At 72.6% G+C, this 21945-nt stretch carries 20 protein-coding genes and 1 pseudogene; 14 read left to right on the top strand and 7 right to left on the bottom strand.

The window, feature by feature from the left end; genetic code table 11:
- Nucleotides 1–31: 31 nt before the first annotated feature.
- Both rarD and ADK41_RS02560 read right to left on the bottom strand, forming a co-directional pair.
- Nucleotides 32–1057 (bottom strand): EamA family transporter RarD, encoded by a 1026-nt coding sequence (gene rarD, locus ADK41_RS02565; RefSeq protein WP_030823379.1) that lies wholly within the window; start codon nucleotides 1055–1057, stop codon nucleotides 32–34.
- A gap of 165 nt (nucleotides 1058–1222) precedes the next feature.
- The gene (locus ADK41_RS02560; protein WP_030823382.1) at nucleotides 1223–2077 is read right to left on the bottom strand and encodes an SDR family oxidoreductase; all 855 of its coding nucleotides are present in this window, start codon (nucleotides 2075–2077) and stop codon (nucleotides 1223–1225) included.
- Between the two features lie 98 nt (nucleotides 2078–2175).
- On the opposite strand from ADK41_RS02560, the gene ADK41_RS02555 reads away from it, so the two are divergent.
- A complete protein-coding gene (locus tag ADK41_RS02555) occupies nucleotides 2176–2556 on the top strand; it encodes a winged helix-turn-helix transcriptional regulator (protein WP_030823385.1) in 381 nt (126 codons plus the stop codon).
- A gap of 34 nt (nucleotides 2557–2590) precedes the next feature.
- On the opposite strand, the gene ADK41_RS02550 is transcribed toward ADK41_RS02555, so the two are convergent.
- From ADK41_RS02550 to ADK41_RS02530, 5 genes are all read right to left on the bottom strand, one after another.
- Entirely contained in the window at nucleotides 2591–3649 is a 1059-nt protein-coding gene (locus ADK41_RS02550; protein WP_030823388.1) for a 2-oxoacid:ferredoxin oxidoreductase subunit beta, read from the bottom strand.
- The gene (locus ADK41_RS02545) at nucleotides 3642–5570 is read right to left on the bottom strand and encodes a 2-oxoacid:acceptor oxidoreductase subunit alpha (protein ID WP_030823391.1); all 1929 of its coding nucleotides are present in this window, start codon (nucleotides 5568–5570) and stop codon (nucleotides 3642–3644) included. Before ADK41_RS02545 ends, ADK41_RS02550 begins: the two co-directional genes overlap by 8 nt.
- A 133-nt stretch (nucleotides 5571–5703) precedes the next feature.
- Nucleotides 5704–6375 (bottom strand): response regulator transcription factor, encoded by a 672-nt coding sequence (locus ADK41_RS02540; RefSeq protein ID WP_030823394.1) that lies wholly within the window; start codon nucleotides 6373–6375, stop codon nucleotides 5704–5706.
- A 202-nt stretch (nucleotides 6376–6577) separates the two neighbouring features.
- Nucleotides 6578–7942, bottom strand: coding sequence for a sensor histidine kinase (locus ADK41_RS02535; RefSeq protein ID WP_030823397.1), 1365 nt, complete (start codon nucleotides 7940–7942; stop codon nucleotides 6578–6580).
- Nucleotides 7943–8051: 109 nt separating this feature from the next.
- The gene (locus ADK41_RS02530) at nucleotides 8052–9326 is read right to left on the bottom strand and encodes a sensor histidine kinase (protein WP_030823399.1); all 1275 of its coding nucleotides are present in this window, start codon (nucleotides 9324–9326) and stop codon (nucleotides 8052–8054) included.
- Nucleotides 9327–9556: 230 nt separating this feature from the next.
- Here ADK41_RS02530 and ADK41_RS02525 point away from each other — a divergent pair, with 230 nt between their 5' ends.
- The 13 genes and pseudogenes from ADK41_RS02525 to ADK41_RS02465 all read left to right on the top strand — a co-directional run bounded on the left by ADK41_RS02525 (nucleotide 9557) and on the right by ADK41_RS02465 (nucleotide 21755).
- Nucleotides 9557–9949, top strand: coding sequence for an NADH-quinone oxidoreductase subunit A (locus tag ADK41_RS02525; protein WP_030823404.1), 393 nt, complete (start codon nucleotides 9557–9559; stop codon nucleotides 9947–9949).
- Nucleotides 9940–10554: an NADH-quinone oxidoreductase subunit B gene (locus ADK41_RS02520; RefSeq protein WP_030823408.1), complete on the top strand. Its 615-nt coding sequence runs from the start codon at nucleotides 9940–9942 to the stop codon at nucleotides 10552–10554. The genes ADK41_RS02525 and ADK41_RS02520 overlap by 10 nt, the downstream gene beginning before the upstream one ends.
- On the top strand, nucleotides 10551–11825 hold the full coding sequence (locus ADK41_RS02515) for an NADH-quinone oxidoreductase subunit C (RefSeq protein WP_030823411.1): 1275 nt from the start codon (nucleotides 10551–10553) through the stop codon (nucleotides 11823–11825). The genes ADK41_RS02520 and ADK41_RS02515 overlap by 4 nt, the downstream gene beginning before the upstream one ends.
- Nucleotides 11822–12790 (top strand): complex I subunit 1/NuoH family protein, encoded by a 969-nt coding sequence (locus ADK41_RS02510; protein WP_030823414.1) that lies wholly within the window; start codon nucleotides 11822–11824, stop codon nucleotides 12788–12790. The genes ADK41_RS02515 and ADK41_RS02510 overlap by 4 nt, the downstream gene beginning before the upstream one ends.
- Entirely contained in the window at nucleotides 12790–13461 is a 672-nt protein-coding gene (locus ADK41_RS02505; RefSeq protein ID WP_030823417.1) for a NuoI/complex I 23 kDa subunit family protein, read from the top strand. The genes ADK41_RS02510 and ADK41_RS02505 overlap by 1 nt, the downstream gene beginning before the upstream one ends.
- Nucleotides 13458–14090 carry an NADH-quinone oxidoreductase subunit J family protein gene (locus ADK41_RS02500; protein ID WP_030823421.1) on the top strand — a complete coding sequence of 211 codons (633 nt, stop codon included), beginning with the start codon at nucleotides 13458–13460 and terminating at the stop codon, nucleotides 14088–14090. The genes ADK41_RS02505 and ADK41_RS02500 overlap by 4 nt, the downstream gene beginning before the upstream one ends.
- Entirely contained in the window at nucleotides 14090–14497 is a 408-nt protein-coding gene (nuoK, locus tag ADK41_RS02495) for an NADH-quinone oxidoreductase subunit NuoK (protein WP_030823424.1), read from the top strand. The genes ADK41_RS02500 and nuoK overlap by 1 nt, the downstream gene beginning before the upstream one ends.
- Nucleotides 14494–16491 (top strand): NADH-quinone oxidoreductase subunit 5 family protein, encoded by a 1998-nt coding sequence (locus ADK41_RS02490; RefSeq protein WP_030823427.1) that lies wholly within the window; start codon nucleotides 14494–14496, stop codon nucleotides 16489–16491. The genes nuoK and ADK41_RS02490 overlap by 4 nt, the downstream gene beginning before the upstream one ends.
- A 6-nt stretch (nucleotides 16492–16497) precedes the next feature.
- Nucleotides 16498–18072, top strand: coding sequence for a complex I subunit 4 family protein (locus ADK41_RS02485; protein ID WP_030823430.1), 1575 nt, complete (start codon nucleotides 16498–16500; stop codon nucleotides 18070–18072).
- Nucleotides 18069–19568, top strand: coding sequence for an NADH-quinone oxidoreductase subunit N (locus ADK41_RS02480; protein ID WP_030823433.1), 1500 nt, complete (start codon nucleotides 18069–18071; stop codon nucleotides 19566–19568). Before ADK41_RS02485 ends, ADK41_RS02480 begins: the two co-directional genes overlap by 4 nt.
- Before the next feature lie 256 nt (nucleotides 19569–19824).
- Nucleotides 19825–20688 carry a zinc metalloprotease HtpX gene (gene htpX, locus ADK41_RS02475; RefSeq protein ID WP_030823436.1) on the top strand — a complete coding sequence of 288 codons (864 nt, stop codon included), beginning with the start codon at nucleotides 19825–19827 and terminating at the stop codon, nucleotides 20686–20688.
- Nucleotides 20685–21077, top strand: a complete 393-nt coding sequence (locus ADK41_RS02470; RefSeq protein ID WP_030823439.1) for a YccF domain-containing protein — start codon at nucleotides 20685–20687, stop codon at nucleotides 21075–21077. Before htpX ends, ADK41_RS02470 begins: the two co-directional genes overlap by 4 nt.
- Before the next feature lie 110 nt (nucleotides 21078–21187).
- A pseudogene (locus ADK41_RS02465) lies at nucleotides 21188–21755 on the top strand (SMI1/KNR4 family protein).
- The last annotated feature ends 190 nt before the right edge of the window (nucleotides 21756–21945 follow it).

The following is a 21945-nucleotide window of genomic DNA, read 5'->3' as shown; positions in this document are numbered from 1 at the left end:
TTATAGGGCCCCGCTCCGACAACGCCCGGCGCTACGGCCTGGCCTCCACCCGGTCCGCCTCGGCCGCGGCGGGCACGCTCCCGGTGTCCGGGGCCGGAGCCGCGCCCACCGTCCCGGCCGGCACGCCGGTCCCGGCCGCGCCGGTCCCCCCGGCGAGCGCGCGGGCGGCCCGGCGGGCGGTGCGCAGCGCGTCCCAGGTGAGGAGGGCGAGCGCCAGCCACACCAGTGCGAAACCGGCCCACCGCTCGGGCGGCATGGCCTCCTTGAAGTAGACGACCCCGAGCAGGAACTGGAAGACCGGCGCCAGGTACTGCAGCAGTCCCAGCGTGGACAGCGGCACGCGGATCGCGGCGGCGCCGAAGCAGACCAGGGGGAGCGCCGTGACGATCCCGGTCGAGACGAGCAGCGCGGTGTGCCCCGGCCCCTCGGCGGCGAACGTGGAATCGCCCCGGGCGCCCAGCCACAGCAGATAGCCGAGCGCGGGCAGGAACTGGACCGCGGTCTCGGCGGCCAGCGACTCGACGCCGCCGAGGTTGACCTTCTTCTTCACCAGCCCGTACGTGGCGAAGGAGAAGGCGAGGCAGAGCGAGATCCACGGCGGCCGGCCGTAACCGAGGGTGAGGACGAGCACCGCCGCGGCGCCCACCCCGACCGCCGCCCACTGGACGGGCCGCAGGCGTTCCTTCAGCAGCAGCACGCCCATCGCGATCGTGACCAGCGGGTTGATGAAGTAGCCGAGGGAGGCCTCGACGACGTGCCCGGAGTTCACGGACCAGATGTAGAGGCCCCAGTTGACGGTGATGACCGCCGCGGCGACCGTGATCAGCGCCAGTCTGCGCGGCTGCCGCAGCAGCTCGCCGAGCCAGGCCCAGCGGCGTATGAAGAGCAGGGCGGCGGCCACGAAGAACAGCGACCAGACCATCCGGTGGGCCAGGATCTCCACCGCCCCGGCGGGCTTGAGCAGGGGCCAGAACAGCGGGACGAGCCCCCACATCCCGTACGCGGCGAAGCCGTTCAGCAGTCCTGTGCGCCGCTCTGCGGCCGGCTTCCCGGTCACGGGACCCTCCTTCGTGTCCGACGCGTGCCCTGTTCTCCCGCGACGCCCGCGCACGCGCGCGCGGTGCTCGCCGGACGACGGTAACGCCGGACACCCCCGCGTGTCATGTCCGTACCGGCATACGGTCATGACGGGCGGGGGTGGCGGGTTCGGCGGCCCTCCGGGTCAGCCCTTGAGCGCGGCGGCGACGGCCTCGGCGAGCGGGGTGGTCGGGCGGCCGGCCAGCCGGGACAGGTCGCCGCTGTCGACGACCAGCTCCCCCTTCTCGATCGAGGCGTCCACGCCCGCCAGCACGGCGGCCATCGGCCCGGGCACCCCGGCGCCGGCCAGGATGCCGGCGAGCGCCTCGGTCGTGACCGGGCTGTAGACGATCTCCTCACCGGTCTGCCGGCTCAGCTCGGCCGCGTACTCGGCGAAGCTCCACGCCTCGTCGCCGCCCAGCTCGTACACGGTGTTCTCGTGTCCCTCGCCGGTCAGCACGGCGACCGCGGCGGCCGCGTAGTCGGCCCGCGAGGCGGAGGAGATCCGGCCCTCGCCGGCGGCGGCGACGACCGCGGAGTGCTCCAGCACCGGGGCGAGGTTCTCGGTGTAGTTCTCGTGGTACCAGCCGTTGCGCAGCAGCACGTACGGCACGCCCGAGCCCAGCAGCGCCTCCTCGGTGCCGCGGTGGTCGTCGGCGAGCGCGGCGGTCAGGGTGCCGGGGGCGCTGGTGTACGCGAGCAGGGCGACCCCCGCGGCCTTCGCGGCGTCGATGACGGTCCGGTGCTGGCCCACCCGGCCCTTGTCGAACTCGTTGCCGGAGATCAGCAGGACCTTGTCGCCGGCCGCGAACAGGCCGTCGAAGGTCTCGGGGGCGTTGTAGTCGGCGACCGCGATCCGCACCCCGCGCCCGGCGAGGCCGGCCGCCTTCTCGGCGCTGCGGACGACGGCGGTGATCTGCTCGGCCGGAACCTTCTCCAGCAGCTGTTCCACGACGTGACGGCCGAGGTGTCCGGTGGCGCCGGTGACGACGATGCTCATGATGCGGAACTCCTGTAGGGGGTGTGCGCGGGTGTGCCACCCACCCTAGGAGTTGCACTAACTAATAGAAAGTACCCACTTTGGAGTAAGGTACTGGCATGGCGGTAAGTGATGAGGGTCGGCGGAGCGAAGCCGAGGCGATGTGCCCGCACCGGCTGGTCCTGGAGCACGTGACCAGCCGCTGGGGCGTCCTGGTGCTGATCCGGCTGCTGGAGCGCCCGTACCGCTTCAGCGAACTGCGCCGGGCGATCGGCAGGGTCAGCGAGAAGATGCTCACCCAGACCCTCCAGACCCTGGAGCGCGACGGCCTGGTCCACCGCGACGCCAAGCCGGTCATCCCGCCCCGCGTCGACTACTCCCTGACCGGCCTGGGCCGCGAGGCGGCCGAGCAGGTGCGCGAGCTGGCCCGGTGGACCGACCGGCGCATGGCCGACGTCCTCGCCGCCCGGCAGGCGTACGACGAGGCCCGGACGCCGTAGGGCGCCCGGGCCTCGTCGCGACCGCCGGCGGGACTCAGCCGACGACGGTCCAGGTGTCCCCGCCGGCGAGCAGCGCGGCGAGGTCGCCCTTGCCCCGCTGCTCGACGGCGGTGTCGAGCTGGTCGGCCATGAGGGTGTCGTAGACGGGCCGGCCGACGGAGCGGAACACCCCGATCGGGGTGTTGTGCAGGGTGTTCGGGTCCGCGAGCCGGGACAGCGCGAAGGCCGTGGTCGGGGACGCGGCGTGGGCGTCGTGGACCAGGACGTCGGCCTCGTTCTCCGCCGTCACCGCGACGACCCTCAGATCACCGGTGGCCGGGTCCCGGACGACGCCCTTGGAGCCGTCGGCGCCGAAGCGGATCGGCTGCCCGTGCTCCAGGCGGATCACCGCCTCCTCGGCCTGCTGCCGGTCCTTGAGCACCTCGAAGGCGCCGTCGTTGAAGATGTTGCAGTTCTGGTAGATCTCCACCAGGGCGGTGCCGGGATGGTCGGCGGCCTGGCGCAGCACCTCGGTGAGGTGCTTGCGGTCGGAGTCCACGGTGCGGGCCACGAAGGACGCCTCCGCGCCGATCGCCAGCGACACCGGGTTGAACGGCGCGTCCAGCGACCCCATCGGCGTCGACTTGGTGATCTTGCCGACCTCGGAGGTGGGGGAGTACTGCCCCTTGGTCAGGCCGTAGATCCGGTTGTTGAACAGCAGGATCTTGAGGTTGACGTTGCGGCGCAGGGCGTGGATGAGGTGGTTGCCGCCGATCGACAGCGCGTCGCCGTCGCCGGTGACGACCCAGACGGACAGGTCGCGGCGGGAGGTGGCCAGACCGGTGGCGATGGCGGGGGCGCGGCCGTGGATGGAGTGCATCCCGTAGGTGTTCAGGTAGTACGGGAAGCGGGAGGAGCAGCCGATGCCGGAGACGAAGACGATGTTCTCCTTCGCCAGGCCGAGCTGGGGCATGAAGCCCTGCACGGCGGCGAGGACGGCGTAGTCGCCGCAACCGGGGCACCAGCGCACTTCCTGATCGGACTTGAAGTCCTTCATCGACTGCCGGCCCTCGGCCTTGGGCACCAGCTGGAGAAGGGCGTTGGCGTCAGTCATCGATGGCCTCCTTCAGCGCCGCGGCGAGCTGCTCCGCCTTGAACGGCATGCCGTTGACCTGGTTGTGGGAGCGGGCGTCCACCAGGTACTTCGCCCGGATGAGGGTGGCGAGCTGCCCCAGGTTCATCTCCGGGACCACCACCTTGCCGTACCTTTCGAGGACCGTGCCGAGGTTGCGCGGGAAGGGGTTGAGGTGGCGCAGGTGGGCCTGCGCGATCCGGCCGCCCTCCTTGCGGATACGGCGCACGGCGGCCGTGATCGGCCCGTACGTCGACCCCCAGCCCAGCACCAGGGTCCTCGCCCCGTCCGGGTCGTCGACCTCGACGTCGGGGACGTCGATGCCGTCGATCTTCGCCTGCCGGGTGCGGACCATGAAGTCGTGGTTGGCGGGGTCGTAGGAGATGTTGCCCGTGCCGTCCTGCTTCTCGATGCCGCCGATGCGGTGCTCCAGACCCGGGGTGCCGGGGATCGCCCAGGGGCGGGCCAGGGTCCGCGGGTCCCGCTTGTACGGCCAGAACACCTCGGTGCCGTCGTCCAGCGCGTGGTTCGGCCCCTGCGCGAACCGCACGGTCAGGTCCGGCAGCTCCTGGAGGTCAGGGACGCGCCAGGGCTCGCTGCCGTTGGCGAGGTAGCCGTCCGAGAGCAGGAACACCGGCGTGCGGTAGGCGAGGGCGATACGGGCCGCCTCCAGCGCGGCGTCGAAGCAGTCGGCCGGAGTGCGGGGCGCGACCACCGGGACCGGCGCCTCGCCGTTGCGGCCGTACATCGCCTGCAGCAGGTCCGCCTGCTCGGTCTTGGTCGGCAGACCGGTGGAGGGGCCGCCGCGCTGGATGTCCACGATCAGCAGCGGCAGCTCCAGCGAGACGGCGAGCCCGATCGTCTCGGACTTCAGCGCCACACCCGGCCCGGACGTGGTGGTGACCGCGAGCGAACCGCCGAAGGCCGCCCCCAGCGCCGCGCCGATGCCGGCGATCTCGTCCTCCGCCTGGAAGGTCCGCACGCCGAAGTTCTTGTGCCGGCTCAGCTCGTGCAGGATGTCCGAGGCCGGGGTGATCGGGTAGGAGCCGAGGTAGAGCGGCAGGTCCGCCTGGCGGGACGCGGCGATCAGGCCGTAGGACAGGGCCAGGTTCCCGGAGATGTTGCGGTAGACGCCGGGCGGGAACGCCTTCGCCGCCGGGGCCACCTCGTAGGAGACCGCGAAGTCCTCCGTCGTCTCGCCGAAGTTCCACCCCGCCCGGTAGGCCGCGATGTTGGCGGCGGCGATCTCGGGCTTCTTGGCGAACTTCGACCGCAGGAATCTCTCCGTGCCCTCGGTGGGCCGGTGGTACATCCAGCTCAGCAGCCCGAGGGCGAACATGTTCTTGCTGCGCTCGGCCTCCTTGCGGGTGAGGTCGAACTCCCCCAGCGCCTCCACGGTCAGCGTGGTCAGCGGCACCGGATGCAGGCTGTAGCCGTCCAGCGAGCCGTCCTCCAGCGGACTGCTGTCGTAGCCGACCTTCTGCATCGCCCGCTTGGTGAACTCGTCCGTGTTGACGATGATTTCCGCCCCGCGCGGCAGATCCCCGAGGTTGGCCTTCAGCGCCGCCGGGTTCATCGCCACCAGCACGTTCGGCGCGTCGCCGGGGGTGAGGATGTCGTGGTCGGCGAAGTGGAGCTGGAAGGACGACACGCCGGGCAGGGTGCCGGCGGGCGCGCGGATCTCGGCCGGGAAGTTCGGCAGCGTGGAGAGGTCGTTGCCGAACGACGCGGTCTCCGAGGTGAAACGGTCACCGGTGAGCTGCATACCGTCACCCGAGTCCCCCGCGAACCTGATGATCACTCGGTCGAGCCGGCGGACGTCCTTCGCCCCCGCCGCTGTGCGCTGTTCCCCTACGACTGCTCCGTCGGCCTGCTCCGCTGTGCTGCTGACCTGACTGGTCACTGAACTGGACCTCCTCGAGGGCGGCTGTCCGGGACGGCCTTCCCGCAGGCCTTCCCCGCATAAACCCTACGTCCGTAAGGGCCGCCTTCCTCGGGTCATTCGCATGATGGACACGACGTCGAGCCGTCCCCGCTCAGGAGTTGAGATAGGTGAGGACGGCCAGCACCCGCCGGTGATCGCCGTCGCTCGGGGACAGCCCCAGCTTCAGGAAGATGTTGCTGACGTGCTTCTCCACGGCGCCGTCGCTGACCACCAGCTGCCTGGCGATCGCCGAGTTCGTCCGGCCCTCCGCCATCAGCCCCAGGACCTCCCGCTCACGCGGGGTGAGCCCCGCGAGCACGTCCTGCTTACGGCTGCGCCCCAGCAGCTGCGCGACCACCTCGGGATCCAGGGCCGTGCCGCCCCGGGCCACGCGCACCACCGCGTCCACGAACTCGCGGACCTCGGCCACCCGGTCCTTGAGCAGGTAACCGACGCCACGGCTGGAACCCGCGAGCAGCTCCGTGGCGTAGCGCTCCTCCACGTACTGCGACAGCACCAGCACCCCGACGCCCGGATGCGTCCTGCGCAGCTGCACCGCGGCCCGCACCCCCTCGTCCGTGTGCGTCGGCGGCATCCGCACGTCGGCCACCACGACGTCCGGGAGCAGGTTCTCCCCGTCCAGCTCGGTGATGGTCTTGATCAACGCCTCACCGTCACCGACACCGGCCACGACCTCGTGCCCACGGTCGGTCAGCAGCCGGGTCAGGCCCTCCCGCAGCAGCACCGAATCCTCGGCGATGACCACCCGCACCCTGTCCTCCACGTCCCTCTGCCCCCATGCCCCTGATCCGCGCCCACCCCTGTGGCGGGCCCGGTCGTCGGGTCCAGCATTCCAGCATCCGGCAGGGGATGCGGCGGGGCCGCACGATCGGGGGCCGTCGACGGAGGGCGGGTGCGGGCCCGTGGCCCGCACCCGCCCTCCGGTTCCGCCGGCGAAAAGCCGGCCCGCCGGTCTCAGCCCGTCCTCACCGCGCCCGCTCCTCCCGCCACGGCAGTTCGGCGGTCACCCGCGTCGGACCGCCCGCCGGCGAGTCCACCACCAGGATCCCGTCCACCGCGTCCAGCCGCTCCGCCAGCCCGGCCAGTCCGGAACCCTCGGACACCTCGGCGCCGCCCACGCCGTCGTCCACGACCTGGAGCATCAGCCGGTTCTCCGTCCGCCACACCTCCACGGCCGCCCAGGTCGCCCGCGCGTGCTTGCCGACGTTCTGCAGCAGCTCCGAGACGGTGAAGTAGGCGATGCCCTCGATGGCCGGCGCGGGCCGCTCCGCCAGGTCCACCTCCACCTGCACCGGCACCGTGCACCGCGAGGCGACCGAGGACAGCGCGGCGTCCAGACCCCGGTCGGTCAGCACCGCCGGATGGATGCCGCGGGCCAGGTCCCGCAGCTCCTGCAGCGCCGTCTTCACCTCGCCGTGCGCCTCGTCCACCATCCGCGCCGCGACCCGCGGATCCTCCCGCAGCTTCTCCTTCGCCAGCCCCAGATCCATGGCCAGGGCCACCAGCCGGGCCTGCGCCCCGTCGTGCAGATCGCGCTCGATGCGCCGCAGGTCCGCCGCCGCCGTGTCCACCACGACCCCGCGGTCCGACTCCAGCTCCACCACCCGCGTGACCAGCCGCGACGGTCCCAGCAGCCCGTGCACCATCACCCGGTCCACCATCGTCAGCGCCCGCACGATCCACGGCGTGGCGAGGGTGAACAGCAGACCCACCCCCGCGGTCACCGCGATCTCGAACGGGTTGTCCAGATAGATCTGGCGGTGCTCGTCGCCGTACAGCTGTATGCCGTCCTGCCCGGCGTGCATCGGGAGGACCCAGGACCACAGCGGATACGTCAGCAGTGACCAGCCCACCGTCCAGACGGTCACGCCGACGACGAAGGAGAGCACCGCCCACGGCAGCCGCAGCACCGCGTACAGCAGGGCCCGCCAGGAGGCGCCGCTCTTGAGCACGGCCCCGATCCACGCCATGAACCCCTGCCGCCGCATCCGCAGCGGCTCCGGCTCGGCCACCTCCAGACCCAGCAGCCCCCGCGCCCGCGCCCGCTCCACCGCCCCGAACCCGCGGCAGCCGGCGAGCGCCGCCGCCAGCACCGGGACACCGAGGAACGTCACCAGCAGGCCCGCCCCCAGCGACACCATCGTGACCGCGTAGGTGAACAGCAGGATGCTGATCGGCAGGCTCAGCAGCACGTATCCCAGCTCGCGCCAGGCGCGTCCCTCGACCGGCGCCCGCAGCGCGGCCGGCAGCCGGTGCCGCCGTCCCTCGGCGTGCCCGGGGTGTCCGGGCTCCGTGGGGAGCCCGTAGCCCTGTCCGTAGTCCGTGGCCATCGGCTTCGTCCTTCTCCTCGTCCGGCGGCTGTGCTGTCGTACCTCCAGACTCCTTGGCCGCAGGCCGGCGGACCATGGAGGCCGTCGCAGTCCCGGGCGGGGGTTTTCCCTACCCCCGGCCGCGGACGGACGCCTTCTCGGCCGTCCTCCCGGCCCTGCCCGTGTCCCCGGCCAGGGCGCCGGAACGGTCGCGCCACGGCAGCTCCGCCGTCACCGTCGTCGGACCGCCCTCCGGCGAGTCCACGACGAACAGCCCGTCCACCGCGCCCATCCGGTCGGCGAGCCCCCGCATGCCCGTCCCGCCGTCCAGGCTCGCGCCCCCGCGCCCGTCGTCCCACACCTGGACGAGCAGCCGGCCCTCCGACCGCCACACCTCCACCGAGGCCGACCGGGCCCGGCTGTGCTTGCTGATGTTCTGCAGCAGCTCCGAGACGGTGAAGTAGGCGATGCCCTCGATGGCGGCGGCCGGCCGCTCGTCGAGGTCGACCGTCACCCGCACCGGCACCGTGCACCGCGAGGCGACCGAGGACAGCGCGGCGTCCAGGCCCCGGTCGGTCAGCACCGCCGGATGGATGCCGCGGGCCAGGTCCCGCAGCTCCTGCAACGCCAGCTTCACCTCGCCGTGCGCCTCCTCGACCATCGAGGCCGCGGCGTCGGGATCCTCCAGCAGCTTCTCCTTGGCCAGGCCCAGACCCATCGCCAGATTGACCAGCCGGGCCTGCGCCCCGTCGTGCAGATCGCGCTCGATGCGCCGCAGGTCCGCCGCCGCCGTGTCGACCACCACGCCCCGGTCGGACTCCAGCTCGGCGATGCGCCGCTCCAGTTCGTCGGAGGGCGACAGCAGACCGCGCACCATCGCCCGGTCGGCGTTGGCCAGGCCCCGCACGACGAACGGCAGCACCGGCCACAGCACGAACAGACCGGTCAGCGTGACGGTGAAGGTGAGGACGCCCCACGGCAGCCGTATCAGCGCGTACAGCACCGTGCGCCAGCCCACCGGGTCCCGCAGCGCCATCCACAGCGACTGCCAGAACCCTCCGGTGCCGCCGCCCCACGGCAGCCGGCTCGGCTCCTCCACCCGCACCCCGAGCAGCTTCCTCGCCCGCGCCCGCTCCATCCTGCCCAGCAGCCGGGAGCCCATCAGCCCGAGCGCGAGCAGCGGGAACCCGATCACCGTCACGGTCAGCCCGGCGCCGGTGGACAGCATGGTCACCGTGTAGACGAAGCCGGCCAGCGACGCCGGCAGGTTCGCCAGGAGGTGGGCGACCTCCTTCCAGGTGTGCACGTCGTACGCGAAGCGGGCCGGTGGCGGGCGGTCGCCGCGGTCGGCCGGTTCCGCGACTGCCGTCACGGGCGTGCCCGGACTCGGGAAAGGTTCGGTCATGGGCCCAGCGTGCCCGGAACCGGGGGCCCGCGCCATGAGGCGGACCGCCAGGACGCACTGAGGAAAACCCCACCCCCGCATGCCGAGCGATGACGGGCTGCTTACGGTGCATTTATGAGGGCCTAGACTCCCGTGCGTACGGATCGCCGAACCGTGACGTTCACCGGTACGGATCACGGGCACGGCACAGACACGGGTCAGGGCGCCGATCAAGGGAGTGAGGGGCGGACGTGCGGGAAACGACCGTCGTCGCGGCGGACTACTTCCAGTCCTACTCGGTCGTCGGACTGCTCGCCGTCGTCGGCCTGCTGTTCGTCGCCGTCGCCTTCGGGGCGGGACGCCTGCTGCGGCCGGTGGTCCCCACGCCCGAGAAGCTCCTGACGTACGAGTGCGGAGTCGACCCCGTCGGCGAGGGCTGGGCCCACACCCAGGTCCGCTACTACGTCTACGCCTTCCTCTACGTGATCTTCGCCGTCGACTCGATCTTCCTCTTCCCCTGGGCGACCGTCTTCGCCGCCGACGGCTACGGCGCGACCACCCTCGTGGAGATGTTCGTCTTCCTCGGCTTCCTCGCCGTGGGACTGCTGTACGCATACAAGAAGGGCGTCCTGACATGGACGTGAACCCCGCCGCCCCCGAGCCCGTCCTGCTCCCGGAACCGAAGCGGCTCGGCGCGCTCGCCCGGCTCGCCCCCGAGCCGATGAAGGTGGTCCTCAACTGGGGCCGCCGCTACTCGCTGTGGGTCTTCAACTTCGGCCTCGCCTGCTGCGCGATCGAGTTCATCGCCGCGTCGATGGCCCGCCACGACTTCATCCGCCTCGGCGTCATCCCCTTCGCGCCCGGACCGCGCCAGGCCGACCTGATGGTCGTCTCCGGCACGGTCACGGACAAGATGGCGCCCGCGGTGAAGCGCCTGTACGAGCAGATGCCCGAGCCCAAGTACGTCATCTCCTTCGGCGCGTGCAGCAACTGCGGCGGCCCGTACTGGGACTCCTACTCCGTCACCAAGGGCGTGGACCAGATCATCCCGGTCGACGTCTACGTCCCCGGCTGCCCGCCCCGGCCCGAGGCGCTGCTCCAGGGGATCCTGAAGCTCCAGGAGAAGATCGCACGGGAGTCGCTGGGGGAGCGGTACGGATCCGGCGGCGGCGCGCGGCCGTCCGCGGCGGCGCTGCGGAGCGGGCCGGTCCGGCCGCCGGCGCCGTCCGGTGAGGGGGAGGGCCGATGACCGCGGCCGGCTGGCTCCCCGCCGGCGCCGAGGAGCTGTTCGGGCCGGGGGCCACGGCGGAGGAGTCGTACGGCGTCCTGACCGTCGACGTACCGCCCGCCTCCTGGATCACCGCGCTGGAGGCCGCGCGCGACCGGGTCGGCTGCACCTTCTTCGACTGGCTGAGCGCGGTCGACGAACCCGGCGCCGGGTTCCGCGTCACGGCGCACGTCGCCGCCCTGGCCCCGGTACGGCGCCTGCTGCTGCGCACCACGGTGCCGCACGAGGCCCCGGTGCTGCCCTCCGCGGTGGACGTCTACGCGGGCGCGGCCTGGCACGAACGCGAGACGCACGAGATGTTCGGCGTCGACTTCACGGGCCACCCGGGCCTGGACCACCTCCTCCTGCCGGACGACTTCGAGGGCCACCCCCTGCGCAAGGACTTCGTCCTCGCGGCCCGGGTCGCCAAGGCCTGGCCCGGCGCCAAGGAACCCGGGGAGCCCGCGGCGGGCGCGGCGCACGGCGGCCCCAAGCGCCGCCAGATGCTTCCCCCCGGCGTCCCCGACCCGAACGAATGGGGCCCTCTCAAGGGCCGGCTCCCCCCGGCCCCGGCCCGCCCGGCCCGGGGCGCGGGCCGGACGGCGGCAGGCGCGACACGAGCGGCAGGAGCGGCAGGAGCGGCAGGAGACCGCCCGCGCCGCACCCGCACGGCGGCGGAGGGCTCGGCGAGCCAGTCGGCCGCCCCGGAGGCCCCCGACCGGCCCACGGCCCCGCCCCGCCGCACCCGCACGGCGGCGGAGGGTTCCGCGAGCCAGGCCGCGGAGGCGTCCCCCGAGCCGACCGCCGCCCCCGCACGACGTGCGCGGAGCGCGAGCGAGGGGTCGGCGTCGCAGCGTTCCGGTACTCCCGCGGCCGACGGCCCCCGCCGGGCGCGCACCGCGTCCGAGGGGTCCGCGAGCCGGCGCGCCGCATCGAGGGCTCCGGAAGCGTCCGGCGAACCCGCGGCAGCGGGCGACGCGTCCGCCCCCGTGCCCACCGAGGACAGCCGGGACCGAAGGCCTCCCGCCGCTCCCCGCAGCCCGGACGCCCCCTGGCACCACGCCCGCCCGGCCTTCACCCGACCCGAGGCGGAGGCGGAGCCCGAGGCCGGCACCGAGGCCGGCCCCGGTCCGGCACGCGAGGCCGAAGCGGCTCCCGACGCCGATGCCGACGCGGCCCCCGAGCCCCGCCCGGAGACCGAAGGCGACCCCGGGAACCCCACCCCCGAAGACCCCTCAGGAGGCGCGCGGTGAACGACGTGCTCGACGTCGCCCTGCGACTCCTGGTCGTGTTCCTCGTCTTCCTCACCTTCCCCCTGATCGTGGGCCAGGCCGAGCACAAGGTGATGGCCCACATGCAGGGCCGCCTCGGCCCGATGTACGCCGGCGGCTTCCACGGCTGGGCCCAGCTCATCGCCGACGGCGTGAAGTTCGCGCAGAAGGAGGACGTGGTCCCGGCCGGCGCGGACCGGCGCGTCTTCCAGCTCGCCCCCGCCGTCGCCCTCCTGCCGTACCTCCTCGTCCTGCTCGCCCTTCCGATCGGACCGGGCGAGGGCGCGGTCGGCCAGGTGATCGACGCGGGCGTGTTCTTCGTCCTCGCCGTCATGGGGGTCGGCGTCCTCGGCTCGCTCATGGCCGGCTGGGCCTCCGCCAACAAGTTCTCCCTCCTCGGCGGCCTGCGCACCGCCGCCCAGCTCCTCTCCTACGAACTCCCGATGCTGCTCACCGCCGCCTCGGTGGCGATGGCGGCCGGCACCGTCTCCCTCGTCGGCATCCTCGACGCGTTCGAGTGGTGGTGGCTGCCCTGGCAGATCACCGGCGCGCTCGTCTTCTTCGTCGCCGGCCTCGCCGAACTCCAGCGCCCGCCCTTCGACATGCCGGTCGCCGACTCGGAGATCATCTTCGGCGCGTACACCGAGTACACCGGCCTGCGCTTCGCCCTCTTCCTCCTCGCCGAGTACGCCGGGATCGTCGTCCTGTGCGGCCTGACCACCGTCCTCTTCCTGGGCGGCTGGCACGGCCCCTGGGGCGCCGACGGGCTCGGCTGGGTCTGGACCCTGCTGAAGACCGCGGTCCTCGCCTTCGTCGTCATCTGGCTCCGCGTCACCTACCCCCGCATGCGCGAGGACCAGCTCCAGAAGTTCTCCTGGACCCTCCTCGTCCCCCTGTCCCTCGCTCAGATCGCCCTCACCGGCGTCGTCAAGGTGGTGTTCCTCTAGTGGCCCCGATCCCCGGCTCCGGCCTGGCCAAGGGCCTGGCCGTCACCCTGCGGACGATGACGAGGAAGTCCGTCACCGCCCCGTACCCGGACACCCAGCCCGACCTCCCGCCCCGCACCCGCGGAGTGATCGGCCTGTTCGAGGAGAACTGCACGGTCTGCATGCTGTGCGCCCGCGAGTGCCCGGACTGGTGCATCTACATCGACTCCCACAAGGAGACGGTCCCGGCGGCGGCCCCCGGCGGCCGCGAACGCAGCCGCAACGTCCTCGACCGCTTCGCCATCGACTTCTCCCTGTGCATGTACTGCGGCATCTGCATCGAGGTCTGTCCCTTCGACGCCCTCTTCTGGTCCCCGGAGTTCGAGTACGCCGAGACCGACATCCGCGACCTCACCCACGAGCGCGACAAGCTCCGCGCATGGATGTGGACCGTCCCGGCCCCGCCCGCCCTCGACCCCGGCGCCGAGGAGCCGAAGGAACTCGCCGCCGCCCGCAAGACCGCCGACAAGCTCGCCGCCCAGGCCGCGGAGGCGACGGCCCCGCCTTCGGCGCCATCGGCCGGCACGGAGCCGCACGCCGACGAACAGGCCCGTGCCGCCGAGTCGCCCGCACGACCGGCGGGCGAGTCGAAGCAACAGGCGGACCAGCCGCGGCAGGAGGGCCGGGAATGACCCCCGCAGCGACCCTCGGCGGCCTCGCGGCCGGCACCGTGAACCTGGCGGCCGAGTCCCGCGGCTTCCTCTCCCCGACCGGGGTGGAGATCGCCTTCCTCCTCGTCGGCCTGGTCACCTTCGGGGCCGCCGTCATCACCGTCACCACCCGGCAGCTGGTGCACGCCGCGCTGTGGCTGGTGGTGGCCCTCGGCGGCCTCGCCGTCGAGTACCTCCTGCTCACCGCGGAGTTCATCGCCTGGGTGCAGGTCCTCGTCTACGTCGGTTCCGTCGTCGTCCTCCTCCTGTTCGGGCTGATGCTCACCCGGGCCCCCATCGGCCGCTCACCGGACGCCGACTCCGGCAACCGCCGGGTCGCCCTGGCCGTGGCCGTCGCCGCCGCGGCCGCCCTGGTGTGGGTGGTCGTGGACGCCTTCCGGACCACCTGGATCGACCTGGACGGCGCCCCCGCCGGCTCCACCGAGGTGACCGGCGCGAGCCTCTTCCAGCACTGGGTCCTCCCCTTCGAGGCACTCTCCGTCCTCCTCCTCGCCGCCCTCGTCGGCGCGATCGTCCTGTCCCGCAAGGCGAAGGCCGACGCCGCGTCCGGCGCGACGGACGCCCGGCGCGACACGGAAGGGGCCCGCTGATGCACCTCGCCTATCCCGCCGTCCTGTCCGCCCTCCTCTTCTGCACCGGCCTGTACGGCGTCCTCGCCCGCCGCAACGCGATCCTGGTCCTGATGTCGGTCGAGCTGATGCTCAACGCCGTCAACCTGAACCTGGTCGCCTTCGACGTCTGGCTCAGCCGGACCGCCGAGGAGACCCTGCACTCCGGCCAGGCCCTCACCCTGTTCACCATCGCCATCGCCGCCGCCGAGATCGGCATCGGCCTGGCGATCGTCCTCGCCGTGTACCGCAACCGCGGCACCTCGGACATCGACAAGCTCCGCGACACCGCCGAGGGCCACGAGCCCGACGGCCCCGACAGCGACGCCACCGGCCGCGAGACCCCCGTACCCCGGACGGCCGGCGAGAAGGCCGAGGCCACCGCGTGACCACGACCACCCTCGCCGTCCTTGTTCCCCTCCTTCCGTTCCTCGGCGCGCTCGCCGGGCTGCTCCTGGGCCGCACGGTCCCCGGCCTCGTCCGCCCGCTCGCCGTCCTGCCGACGCTCGCCTCCCTCGCCCTGGCCGCCACGGTCGCCTGGCGCCAGGGCGGGGGCCAGGCCGTCGACACCGCGACCGAGCTCACCCCCACCGGCTCGGTCCCGATCGAACTCGCCCTGTACATCGACGGATTCGCCGCGCTGACCGCCGTCCTGGTCACCGTCGTCGCCGCCTGCGTGCAGATCTACTCGACGGGCTATCTGCGCGACGACCCGCGCTACCCCTCCTACGCCGCCCTCGTCTCCCTGTTCACCTCCGCGATGCTCCTGGTCGTCTACTCCGGCGACCTGATGGTGCTGCTGGTCGGCTGGGAAGTCATGGGCATCTGCTCCTACTTCCTCGTCGGCCACTACTGGGAGACCCCCGAGGCCCGCGCCGCCTCCCTCAAGGCCTTCCTGGTCACCAAGCTCGGCGACGTCCCCTTCCTCATCGGCCTGTTCGCCCTGGCCACCGACGCCGGGTCCTTCCGCGTCACCCGGATCCTCGCCGCCGTCGCGAACGGCGGCATCGAACACCCCACGCTCATCGCCCTGCTGCTCCTGGCGGGCGTGGCCGGCAAGTCCGCGCAATTCCCGCTGCACACCTGGCTCCCCGACGCGATGGCGGGCCCCACCCCCGTCTCCGCGCTGATCCACGCCGCGACCATGGTCGCCGCCGGTGTCTACTTCATCGCCCGTCTCCTCCCGCTCTTCGAGGCCTCGCAGGCCGCGATGACCGTCCTCGCCGTCATGGCCGCCGTGACCATGACGGGCTCGGCGCTCGCCGCGCTCGCCCAGGACGACATCAAACGCGTCCTCGCCTACTCGACGATCGGTCAGCTCGGCTACATGACCGGCGCCCTCGCCGTCGCCGACCGCGGGGCCGCCGTCTTCCACCTCCTGTCCCACGGCGCCTTCAAGGCACTGCTGTTCCTCGCGGCCGGCGTGATCATCCACGCCGCCGGCACCAACTCGCTGGCCACCATGTCCCGCATGGGCCACCTGCGGGACCGGGTCCCCGACGCCTACTGGACGATGACCGTGGCGCTCCTCGCGCTCGCCGCGATCCCGCCGTTCAGCGGCTTCTTCTCCAAGGAGGCCGTCCTCGGGGCCGCCGAGCACGTCGTCACCGGCCACACCGGACACGCGCCCGCCGCGGCGGGCTGGATCGTCCTCCTCGCCGGCCTCGTCACCGCCCTGCTGACCGCCGCGTACGCGATGCGCCTGTGGCTGCTGGCCTTCCGCGGGTACGGCGCCGAAGCACCCGACCACGGCAGGCAGCCGCTGACGATGACCACGGTGCTGTGGGTGCTCGCCGTCCCGTCCCTCGCGCTCGGCGGCCTCGCCTTCCGCGTGCTGCCCGACTGGTTCGACGGCCACGACCTGACCCCGACACCCACCACCTCCGTGCTCGGCACGGGCGTGGCCCTGGTCGGCGGCATCATCACCTACGCCACCTGGCGGCACACCACCGCGCACGCGGCGGCCCGTGTCCCCCTCGGAGCCGTCGCCGCCCACCCCGAGGGCGACGCCGGACTGGTCGAGGCGGAGGCCATCGCCACCCACGAACCGGCCTACGGGGACATCGCGTACGCACCCGACCCGTCGGACCCCGGGCGGCTGCTGCTCGGCCCGCTGCACCGCCCCGCGGCCGCCGGCTTCCACCTGGACGCCCTGTACACGGCGCTCTTCGTCCGCCCGGTCCGGGCCGGCGCGAGCCTCGTGCGGTTCCTCGACCGCGAGGTCGTCGACACCTACGTACGCGGCGCGGGCACACTGCCCCGCTGGCTCGGCGCCGCCGTGCGACGGGCCCAGACCGGCAATCTGCAGACCTATGTGAGCGTGCTGCTCGCCGGCACCGTCGTCCTCGCGGTCGCCGCCGTCCTCGTCGCCACGGGAGCGTGAGCAGGCGTGATCGATATCAACGAGTCCGTGATGCGGTTCCTCCTGGCGTTCATCGTCGTCGGCCCGCTCCTCGGCGCCGCCGCCGCCCTCCTGCCGGCCCCGCCCGGACTGAAGGGGAAGTCACCCGACCAGGCGGTGCTCCGCCACGGCGTGACCGTCACCGGCGCGATCCTCGTCGCGGCGATCGTCCTCGCGCTCGGCTTCGACCACGACCAGCCGTCGAAGATGCAGGCCACGACCGACATCAGCTGGATCCCCGCACTGGACGTGCGCATCCACCTCGGCACCGACGGCATCTCCCTCCCCCTCCTGGTCCTGACCGCGCTGCTGGCCTTCCTCTGCGCGCTCCACTCGTACGTCAAGCCGCCCACGGGACCGTCCCCGAAGGCCTTCGTCGCCCTGCTGCTCGTCCTCGAGTCCGGCACCCTCGCGACCTTCGCCGTCCTCGACCTGATCCTGTTCTTCCTCGCCTTCGAGACGGTCCTCGTCCCGATGTACTTCCTCATCGCCCGCTGGGGCGGCGAGGGCCGGGCCGAGGCCGCCTGGAAGTTCATCCTCTACACGCTGCTCGGCTCCGTGGTCATGCTGCTCGGCCTGCTCCTGATCGGAATCGAGGCGGGCACGTTCGACATGGTGGCACTCGCCACTGACAACGGCCGGTCGCTGACCGCGTCCGTGCAGGTCATCGCCGTACTGGCGATCGGGATCGGGCTCGCGGTCAAGACCCCGATGTGGCCGCTGCACAGCTGGCTGCCCGACGCCCACACCGCCGCCCCGACCGTCGGCTCCGTCCTGCTGGCCGGCGTCCTGCTGAAGATGGGCACGTACGGGTTCGTCCGCATCCTGCTGCCCGCCGCGCCGGACGGCTTCCGCACCTTCGCGCCGTACCTCGCCGCGTTCGCCGTCGTCGGCGTCATCTACGGATCCCTCGCCTGCCTGGCCCTCGCCAAGCGGGGCGCGAAGGGCGACCTCAAACGCCTCATCGCCTACTCCTCCGTGGGCCACATGGGCTTCGTCCTCCTCGGCATCGCGACCATGACCCCGACCGGCGTCAACGGAGCCCTGTTCGCCAACGTCGCCCACGGCCTCATCACCGGCCTGCTGTTCTTCCTGGTCGGCGCCCTCAAGGACCGCACCGGCAGCACCGACCTCGACGCCCTCGCGAAGGAGACCGGCGCCGCCCTCTACGGCAGGGCCCCGCGCCTCGGCGGCCTGCTCGCCTTCGCCGCCGTCGCCTCCCTCGGCCTGCCCGGCCTCGCCGGATTCTGGGGCGAGATGCTCGCCCTGTTCGGCGCCTTCGACCCCGCCGAAGGCCTCAGCCGCCCCGCCTTCCTCACCTTCATGGCCATCGGCGCGTTCGGCACCCTGCTGACGGCCGCCTACCTGCTGATCGTGGTCCGCAGGGTCTGCATGGGCGCCGCACCCCAGGACACCCCGCGCCTCACCGACGTGCGCTCCCACGAGTTCGCGGCCTGGACCCCGCTCGTCGTCCTCACCGTCGTCGCCGGGCTCTGGCCCAAGATCCTTCTCGGACTGACCGACCCGGCCGTGCAGCAGCTCCTCGCAGGAGGCACCCGATGAGCTCCCTCGTCCAGTCCGTCGACTGGCTGGCCATCGCGCCGCCCACCATCGCGGCGGTCGTCGGACTCGTCGTCCTCGTCGCCGACCTCTTCGTGAGCGAGGCCAGGAAGCCGCTCCTCGGCCTGCTCCCGGTGGCCGGACTCGCCGCCGCCACGCTCATGCTGCTGCCCCTCCTCGACGCCGACCGCAGCACCTTCTGCCTGGCCGGCGACGCAGGCGCGTGCAGCTACACCGCGGACCGCTTCACCCTCGTCATCCAGTTCCTGGTCCTCGGCGGCGCCCTCCTGGCCGCCCTCCTGTCGGTCACCGTCCTGAAGGACGAGGGCAAGCGGCTCCCCGAGGGCGAGTACTGGTTCCTGTTCCTCTCCTCCGCGGCCGGCGCCGCCCTCCTGCCCGCCTCCCGCGACCTCGCGACCCTCGTCGTCGCCCTGGAGGTCGCCTCCCTGCCCGCCTTCGCCCTGGTCGGCCTGCGGCACGGGGACCGGAAGTCCTCCGAAGCGGCCCTGAAGTTCTTCCTGTCCTCCGTCACCGCCACCGCGGTCAGCCTGCTGGGCATCAGCTTCGTCTACGCCGCCACCGGGACCCTCCACCTCACCCTGGTCGCCGAACGCGTCCAGCACGTCGACGGACAGCTCCACACCCTCACGCAGACCGGCGTCGTCCTGACCCTCGTCGGCTTCGCCTTCAAGACCGCCGCCGTCCCCTTCCACTTCTGGGTCCCCGACACCTACGTGGGCGCCCCCCTGCCCGTCGCCGCCTACCTGTCGGTCATCGGCAAGGCCGTCGGCTTCTCCGGGATCGTCCTCGTCACCGTCGTCGCCCTCCCGTCGTACGCCGACGTCTGGGGCCCGGCCCTCGCCGCGCTGGCCGCCCTCACCATGACCGTCGGCAACGTGGGGGCCCTGCGACAGCAGGCCACGCGCGCGCACAGCGCGGTACGCCTCCTCGCCTGGTCGTCCGTCGGCCAGGCCGGCTACCTCCTGGTGCCGATCGCCGCCGCCGCGTACTCCGACGACGCCGAGAGGTCGATCGGCTCCACCGTCGCCTACGCCCTCATGTACGGCGCCGTGAACCTGGGCGCGTTCGCCGTGGCCGCCCTCGTCGGCCGCGCGCACCGGCTCAACCGCGTCGCCGACTACCGCGGCCTCTACGCCTCCAGCCCTCTCACCGCGCTCCTCCTGGGCTTCTTCCTGCTCTGCCTCGCCGGGCTCCCGCCGGGCGTCATCGGCCTCTTCGCCAAGGTCACCGTCTTCTCCGCGGCCGTCGACGCCGGACTGGGCTGGCTCGCCGTCGTCATGGCCGTCAACGTCGTCATCGCGCTGGTCTACTACCTCCGGTGGACGGCCCTGCTGTTCCGCGCCCCCGAGGGCGAACCGGTGAGGCACCGGCTCCCCGCCCCCCTCACCGCCGCCCTCGCCCTGACCGGCGTCCTCGGCGTCGCCCTGTCCGGCGCCCCCCAGCTGGTCCTGCGCTTCACCGGCACCGGGCTCTTCTGACCACCGGGCCCCGCCCGGCACGCGCGTGGAGGCACCCGACCCCCACGCGCGCGGTCCAGGAACGCCCGGGACGGGTCGTCACCCGGACGGTTGACACGCGCCACCGCGCGCACAAGGGAACTAGTGCCCTTCGCCTCGCGTTGACGGGTACGGGAGGGTCCACTGGACGTGACACCACCGGACCGGTGGACAGCGCAGGTCAGAAGGAAGATCAGCAAGCGAGGGTCCCCCTGTCGCACGATTTGGAGGGCGTACCGTGCACCGCCGGCACAACGGGCTCAGGACAGCGGTCCTCCTCGGGGGACTGTCCGCACTCATCATCGTGATCGGCGGCTTCTTCGGCCGCACGGGGCTCGTCGTCGCCGTCCTGATCGCGCTGGGCACCAACGCGTACGCGTACTGGAACAGCGACAAACTGGCCCTGCGCGCGATGCGCGCCCGCCCGGTGAGCGAGTTCGAGGCCCCGGGGCTGTACCGCATGGTCCGCGAGCTCTCCACCCAGGCCCGCCAGCCCATGCCGCGCCTGTACATCTCCCCGACCGAGGCCCCCAACGCCTTCGCCACCGGCCGCAACCCGCGCAACGCCGCCGTGTGCTGCACCGAAGGCATCCTGCGCCTGCTCGACGAGCGGGAGCTGCGCGGTGTCATCGGCCACGAGCTCAGCCACGTCTACAACCGCGACATCCTGATCTCCTCGGTCGCCGGCGCCCTCGCCTCCGTGATCATGTTCCTGGTCAACTTCGCCTGGCTGATCCCGATCGGCCGCTCGGACGACGACGACGGCCCCGGTCTCCTCGGCATGCTGCTGATCATGATCCTCGGGCCGCTCGCCGCGTCCCTCATCCAGCTGGCCATCAGCCGCTCCCGGGAGTACGAGGCCGACTCCTCCGGCGCCCAGCTCACCGGCGATCCGCTCGCCCTCGCCGGCGCCCTGCGCAAACTGGAACACGGCACCAAACAGCTCCCCCTGCCCCCCGAGCCCCGCATCGAGACGGCCAGCCACATGATGATCGCCAACCCGTTCCGTCCGGGCCAGGGGCTCTCGAAAATGTTCTCCACCCACCCGCCGATGGCGGAACGCATCGCCCGGCTCGAGAAGATGGCAGGTCACCACCAGTGAAGACCATCCTGAATCTCATATGGCTCGTCTTCAGCGGCTTCTGGCTGTTCCTCGGCTACCTGCTCGCGGGCGCGCTGCTCTGCATCACGGTCATCGGCATCCCCTTCGGCGTCGCCGCGTTCCGCATCGGCGTCTACGCCCTGTGGCCCTTCGGGTACACGACGGTCGAACGCCGGGACGCGGGAGCCCCTTCCTTCCTCGTCAACGTGCTGTGGCTGCTTCTCGCGGGCTGGTGGCTGGCGCTCGGCCACATCCTCACCGGCATCGCCCTGTGCGTGACGGTCATCGGAATCCCGCTCGGCATCGCCAACTTCAAGCTGATCCCGGTCTCGCTGTTCCCGCTGGGCCGGGAGATCGTGCGCACCGACCAGCCGTTCACACAGCGCTGACCGGCCGGAAGGCGCAGCCGTCGGCCACGCCACGGGCCGGGAGTCGTCCACAGCCCGGAGGTTGTCCACAGGCCCGCGCGCATGTCAGTGGCGCCCCGCATCATGAACCCATGACCGAGCACGAGCAGTTGCCGACACAGGTGGCGGACAAGGTCCGCAACACCCGTCCATGGGGTCGGCCTTCCCTCCCCGGCCCCATCGACGCGGCCGCCCCGGCACGTGCCGAGGCCACGCCGGGCTCCGCCCTGCCCCCGCTGCTCGACGAGCTCCAGCTGCGCGTAGCGGACGGCGGATTCGGCCCCGAGTACGGACTGCCGCCCCTGCTGGACAGCGCACCCTCCGGTGAACCCGCCGCCGTGACCCAGCACCTCGCCCACCACGAGAGCGGCCGCGAGGACCCCGGCCGGCCCTGGCCCGAGGGAGTGCTGCCCATATCCCACTGGGGCTGCGGCATGTAGGCCTGTGCGGACTGCCGCTCGCCCCGGGCCACCGTCCTCCTCCTCGATCCCGACCCGGGCGACCCCGACCACGCCTGGCTCCTCGACGCGCCCGGCCTCACGGACCGGCTCCACTCCCGGATCCGGGGGCACGGGCTGGTACGAGGAGGAGAGCGAGGGGACGGAGCCGGCCCCCTGGACCGGCTTCGCGGGCCGCGGGGCGTCGACTCCGGCGTCCTGACCGGGCTCCGCGGAGACCACCGCGGCACCCCGGGAGGACGTACGAAAGACGTCCCGGAGAGCGAGGCCCGAGGGCCCGGACACGCCCGGGAAACCCGCCGCACCCGCGAGCACGGCGCTCCTCGCACCCGGGCCCGCCACGGCTACCGGCCACGGCCCGCCCCCGGCCCCCGCCGCACGCCGTAAGCCAC

The sequence above is a fragment of the Streptomyces caelestis genome, from assembly GCF_001279005.1.
GTDB lineage: Bacteria > Actinomycetota > Actinomycetes > Streptomycetales > Streptomycetaceae > Streptomyces > Streptomyces heliomycini.
This window is presented reverse-complemented; position numbering and strand designations above follow the sequence as displayed.

What these genes read in the sequence shown, in the direction of transcription:
- ADK41_RS02560 (WP_030823382.1), bottom strand. Translation starts at nt 2,077, where the DNA reads ATGAGCATCGTCGTCACCGGCGCCACCGGACACCTCGGCCGTCACGTC.
- ADK41_RS02515 (WP_030823411.1), top strand. Translation starts at nt 10,551, where the DNA reads ATGACCGCGGCCGGCTGGCTCCCCGCCGGCGCCGAGGAGCTGTTCGGG.
- nuoK (WP_030823424.1), top strand. Translation starts at nt 14,090, where the DNA reads ATGCACCTCGCCTATCCCGCCGTCCTGTCCGCCCTCCTCTTCTGCACC.
- ADK41_RS02555 (WP_030823385.1), top strand. Translation starts at nt 2,176, where the DNA reads ATGGCGGTAAGTGATGAGGGTCGGCGGAGCGAAGCCGAGGCGATGTGC.
- ADK41_RS02500 (WP_030823421.1), top strand. Translation starts at nt 13,458, where the DNA reads ATGACCCCCGCAGCGACCCTCGGCGGCCTCGCGGCCGGCACCGTGAAC.
- ADK41_RS02480 (WP_030823433.1), top strand. Translation starts at nt 18,069, where the DNA reads ATGAGCTCCCTCGTCCAGTCCGTCGACTGGCTGGCCATCGCGCCGCCC.
- ADK41_RS02520 (WP_030823408.1), top strand. Translation starts at nt 9,940, where the DNA reads ATGGACGTGAACCCCGCCGCCCCCGAGCCCGTCCTGCTCCCGGAACCG.
- ADK41_RS02530 (WP_030823399.1), bottom strand. Translation starts at nt 9,326, where the DNA reads ATGACCGAACCTTTCCCGAGTCCGGGCACGCCCGTGACGGCAGTCGCG.
- ADK41_RS02535 (WP_030823397.1), bottom strand. Translation starts at nt 7,942, where the DNA reads ATGGCCACGGACTACGGACAGGGCTACGGGCTCCCCACGGAGCCCGGA.
- ADK41_RS02550 (WP_030823388.1), bottom strand. Translation starts at nt 3,649, where the DNA reads ATGACTGACGCCAACGCCCTTCTCCAGCTGGTGCCCAAGGCCGAGGGC.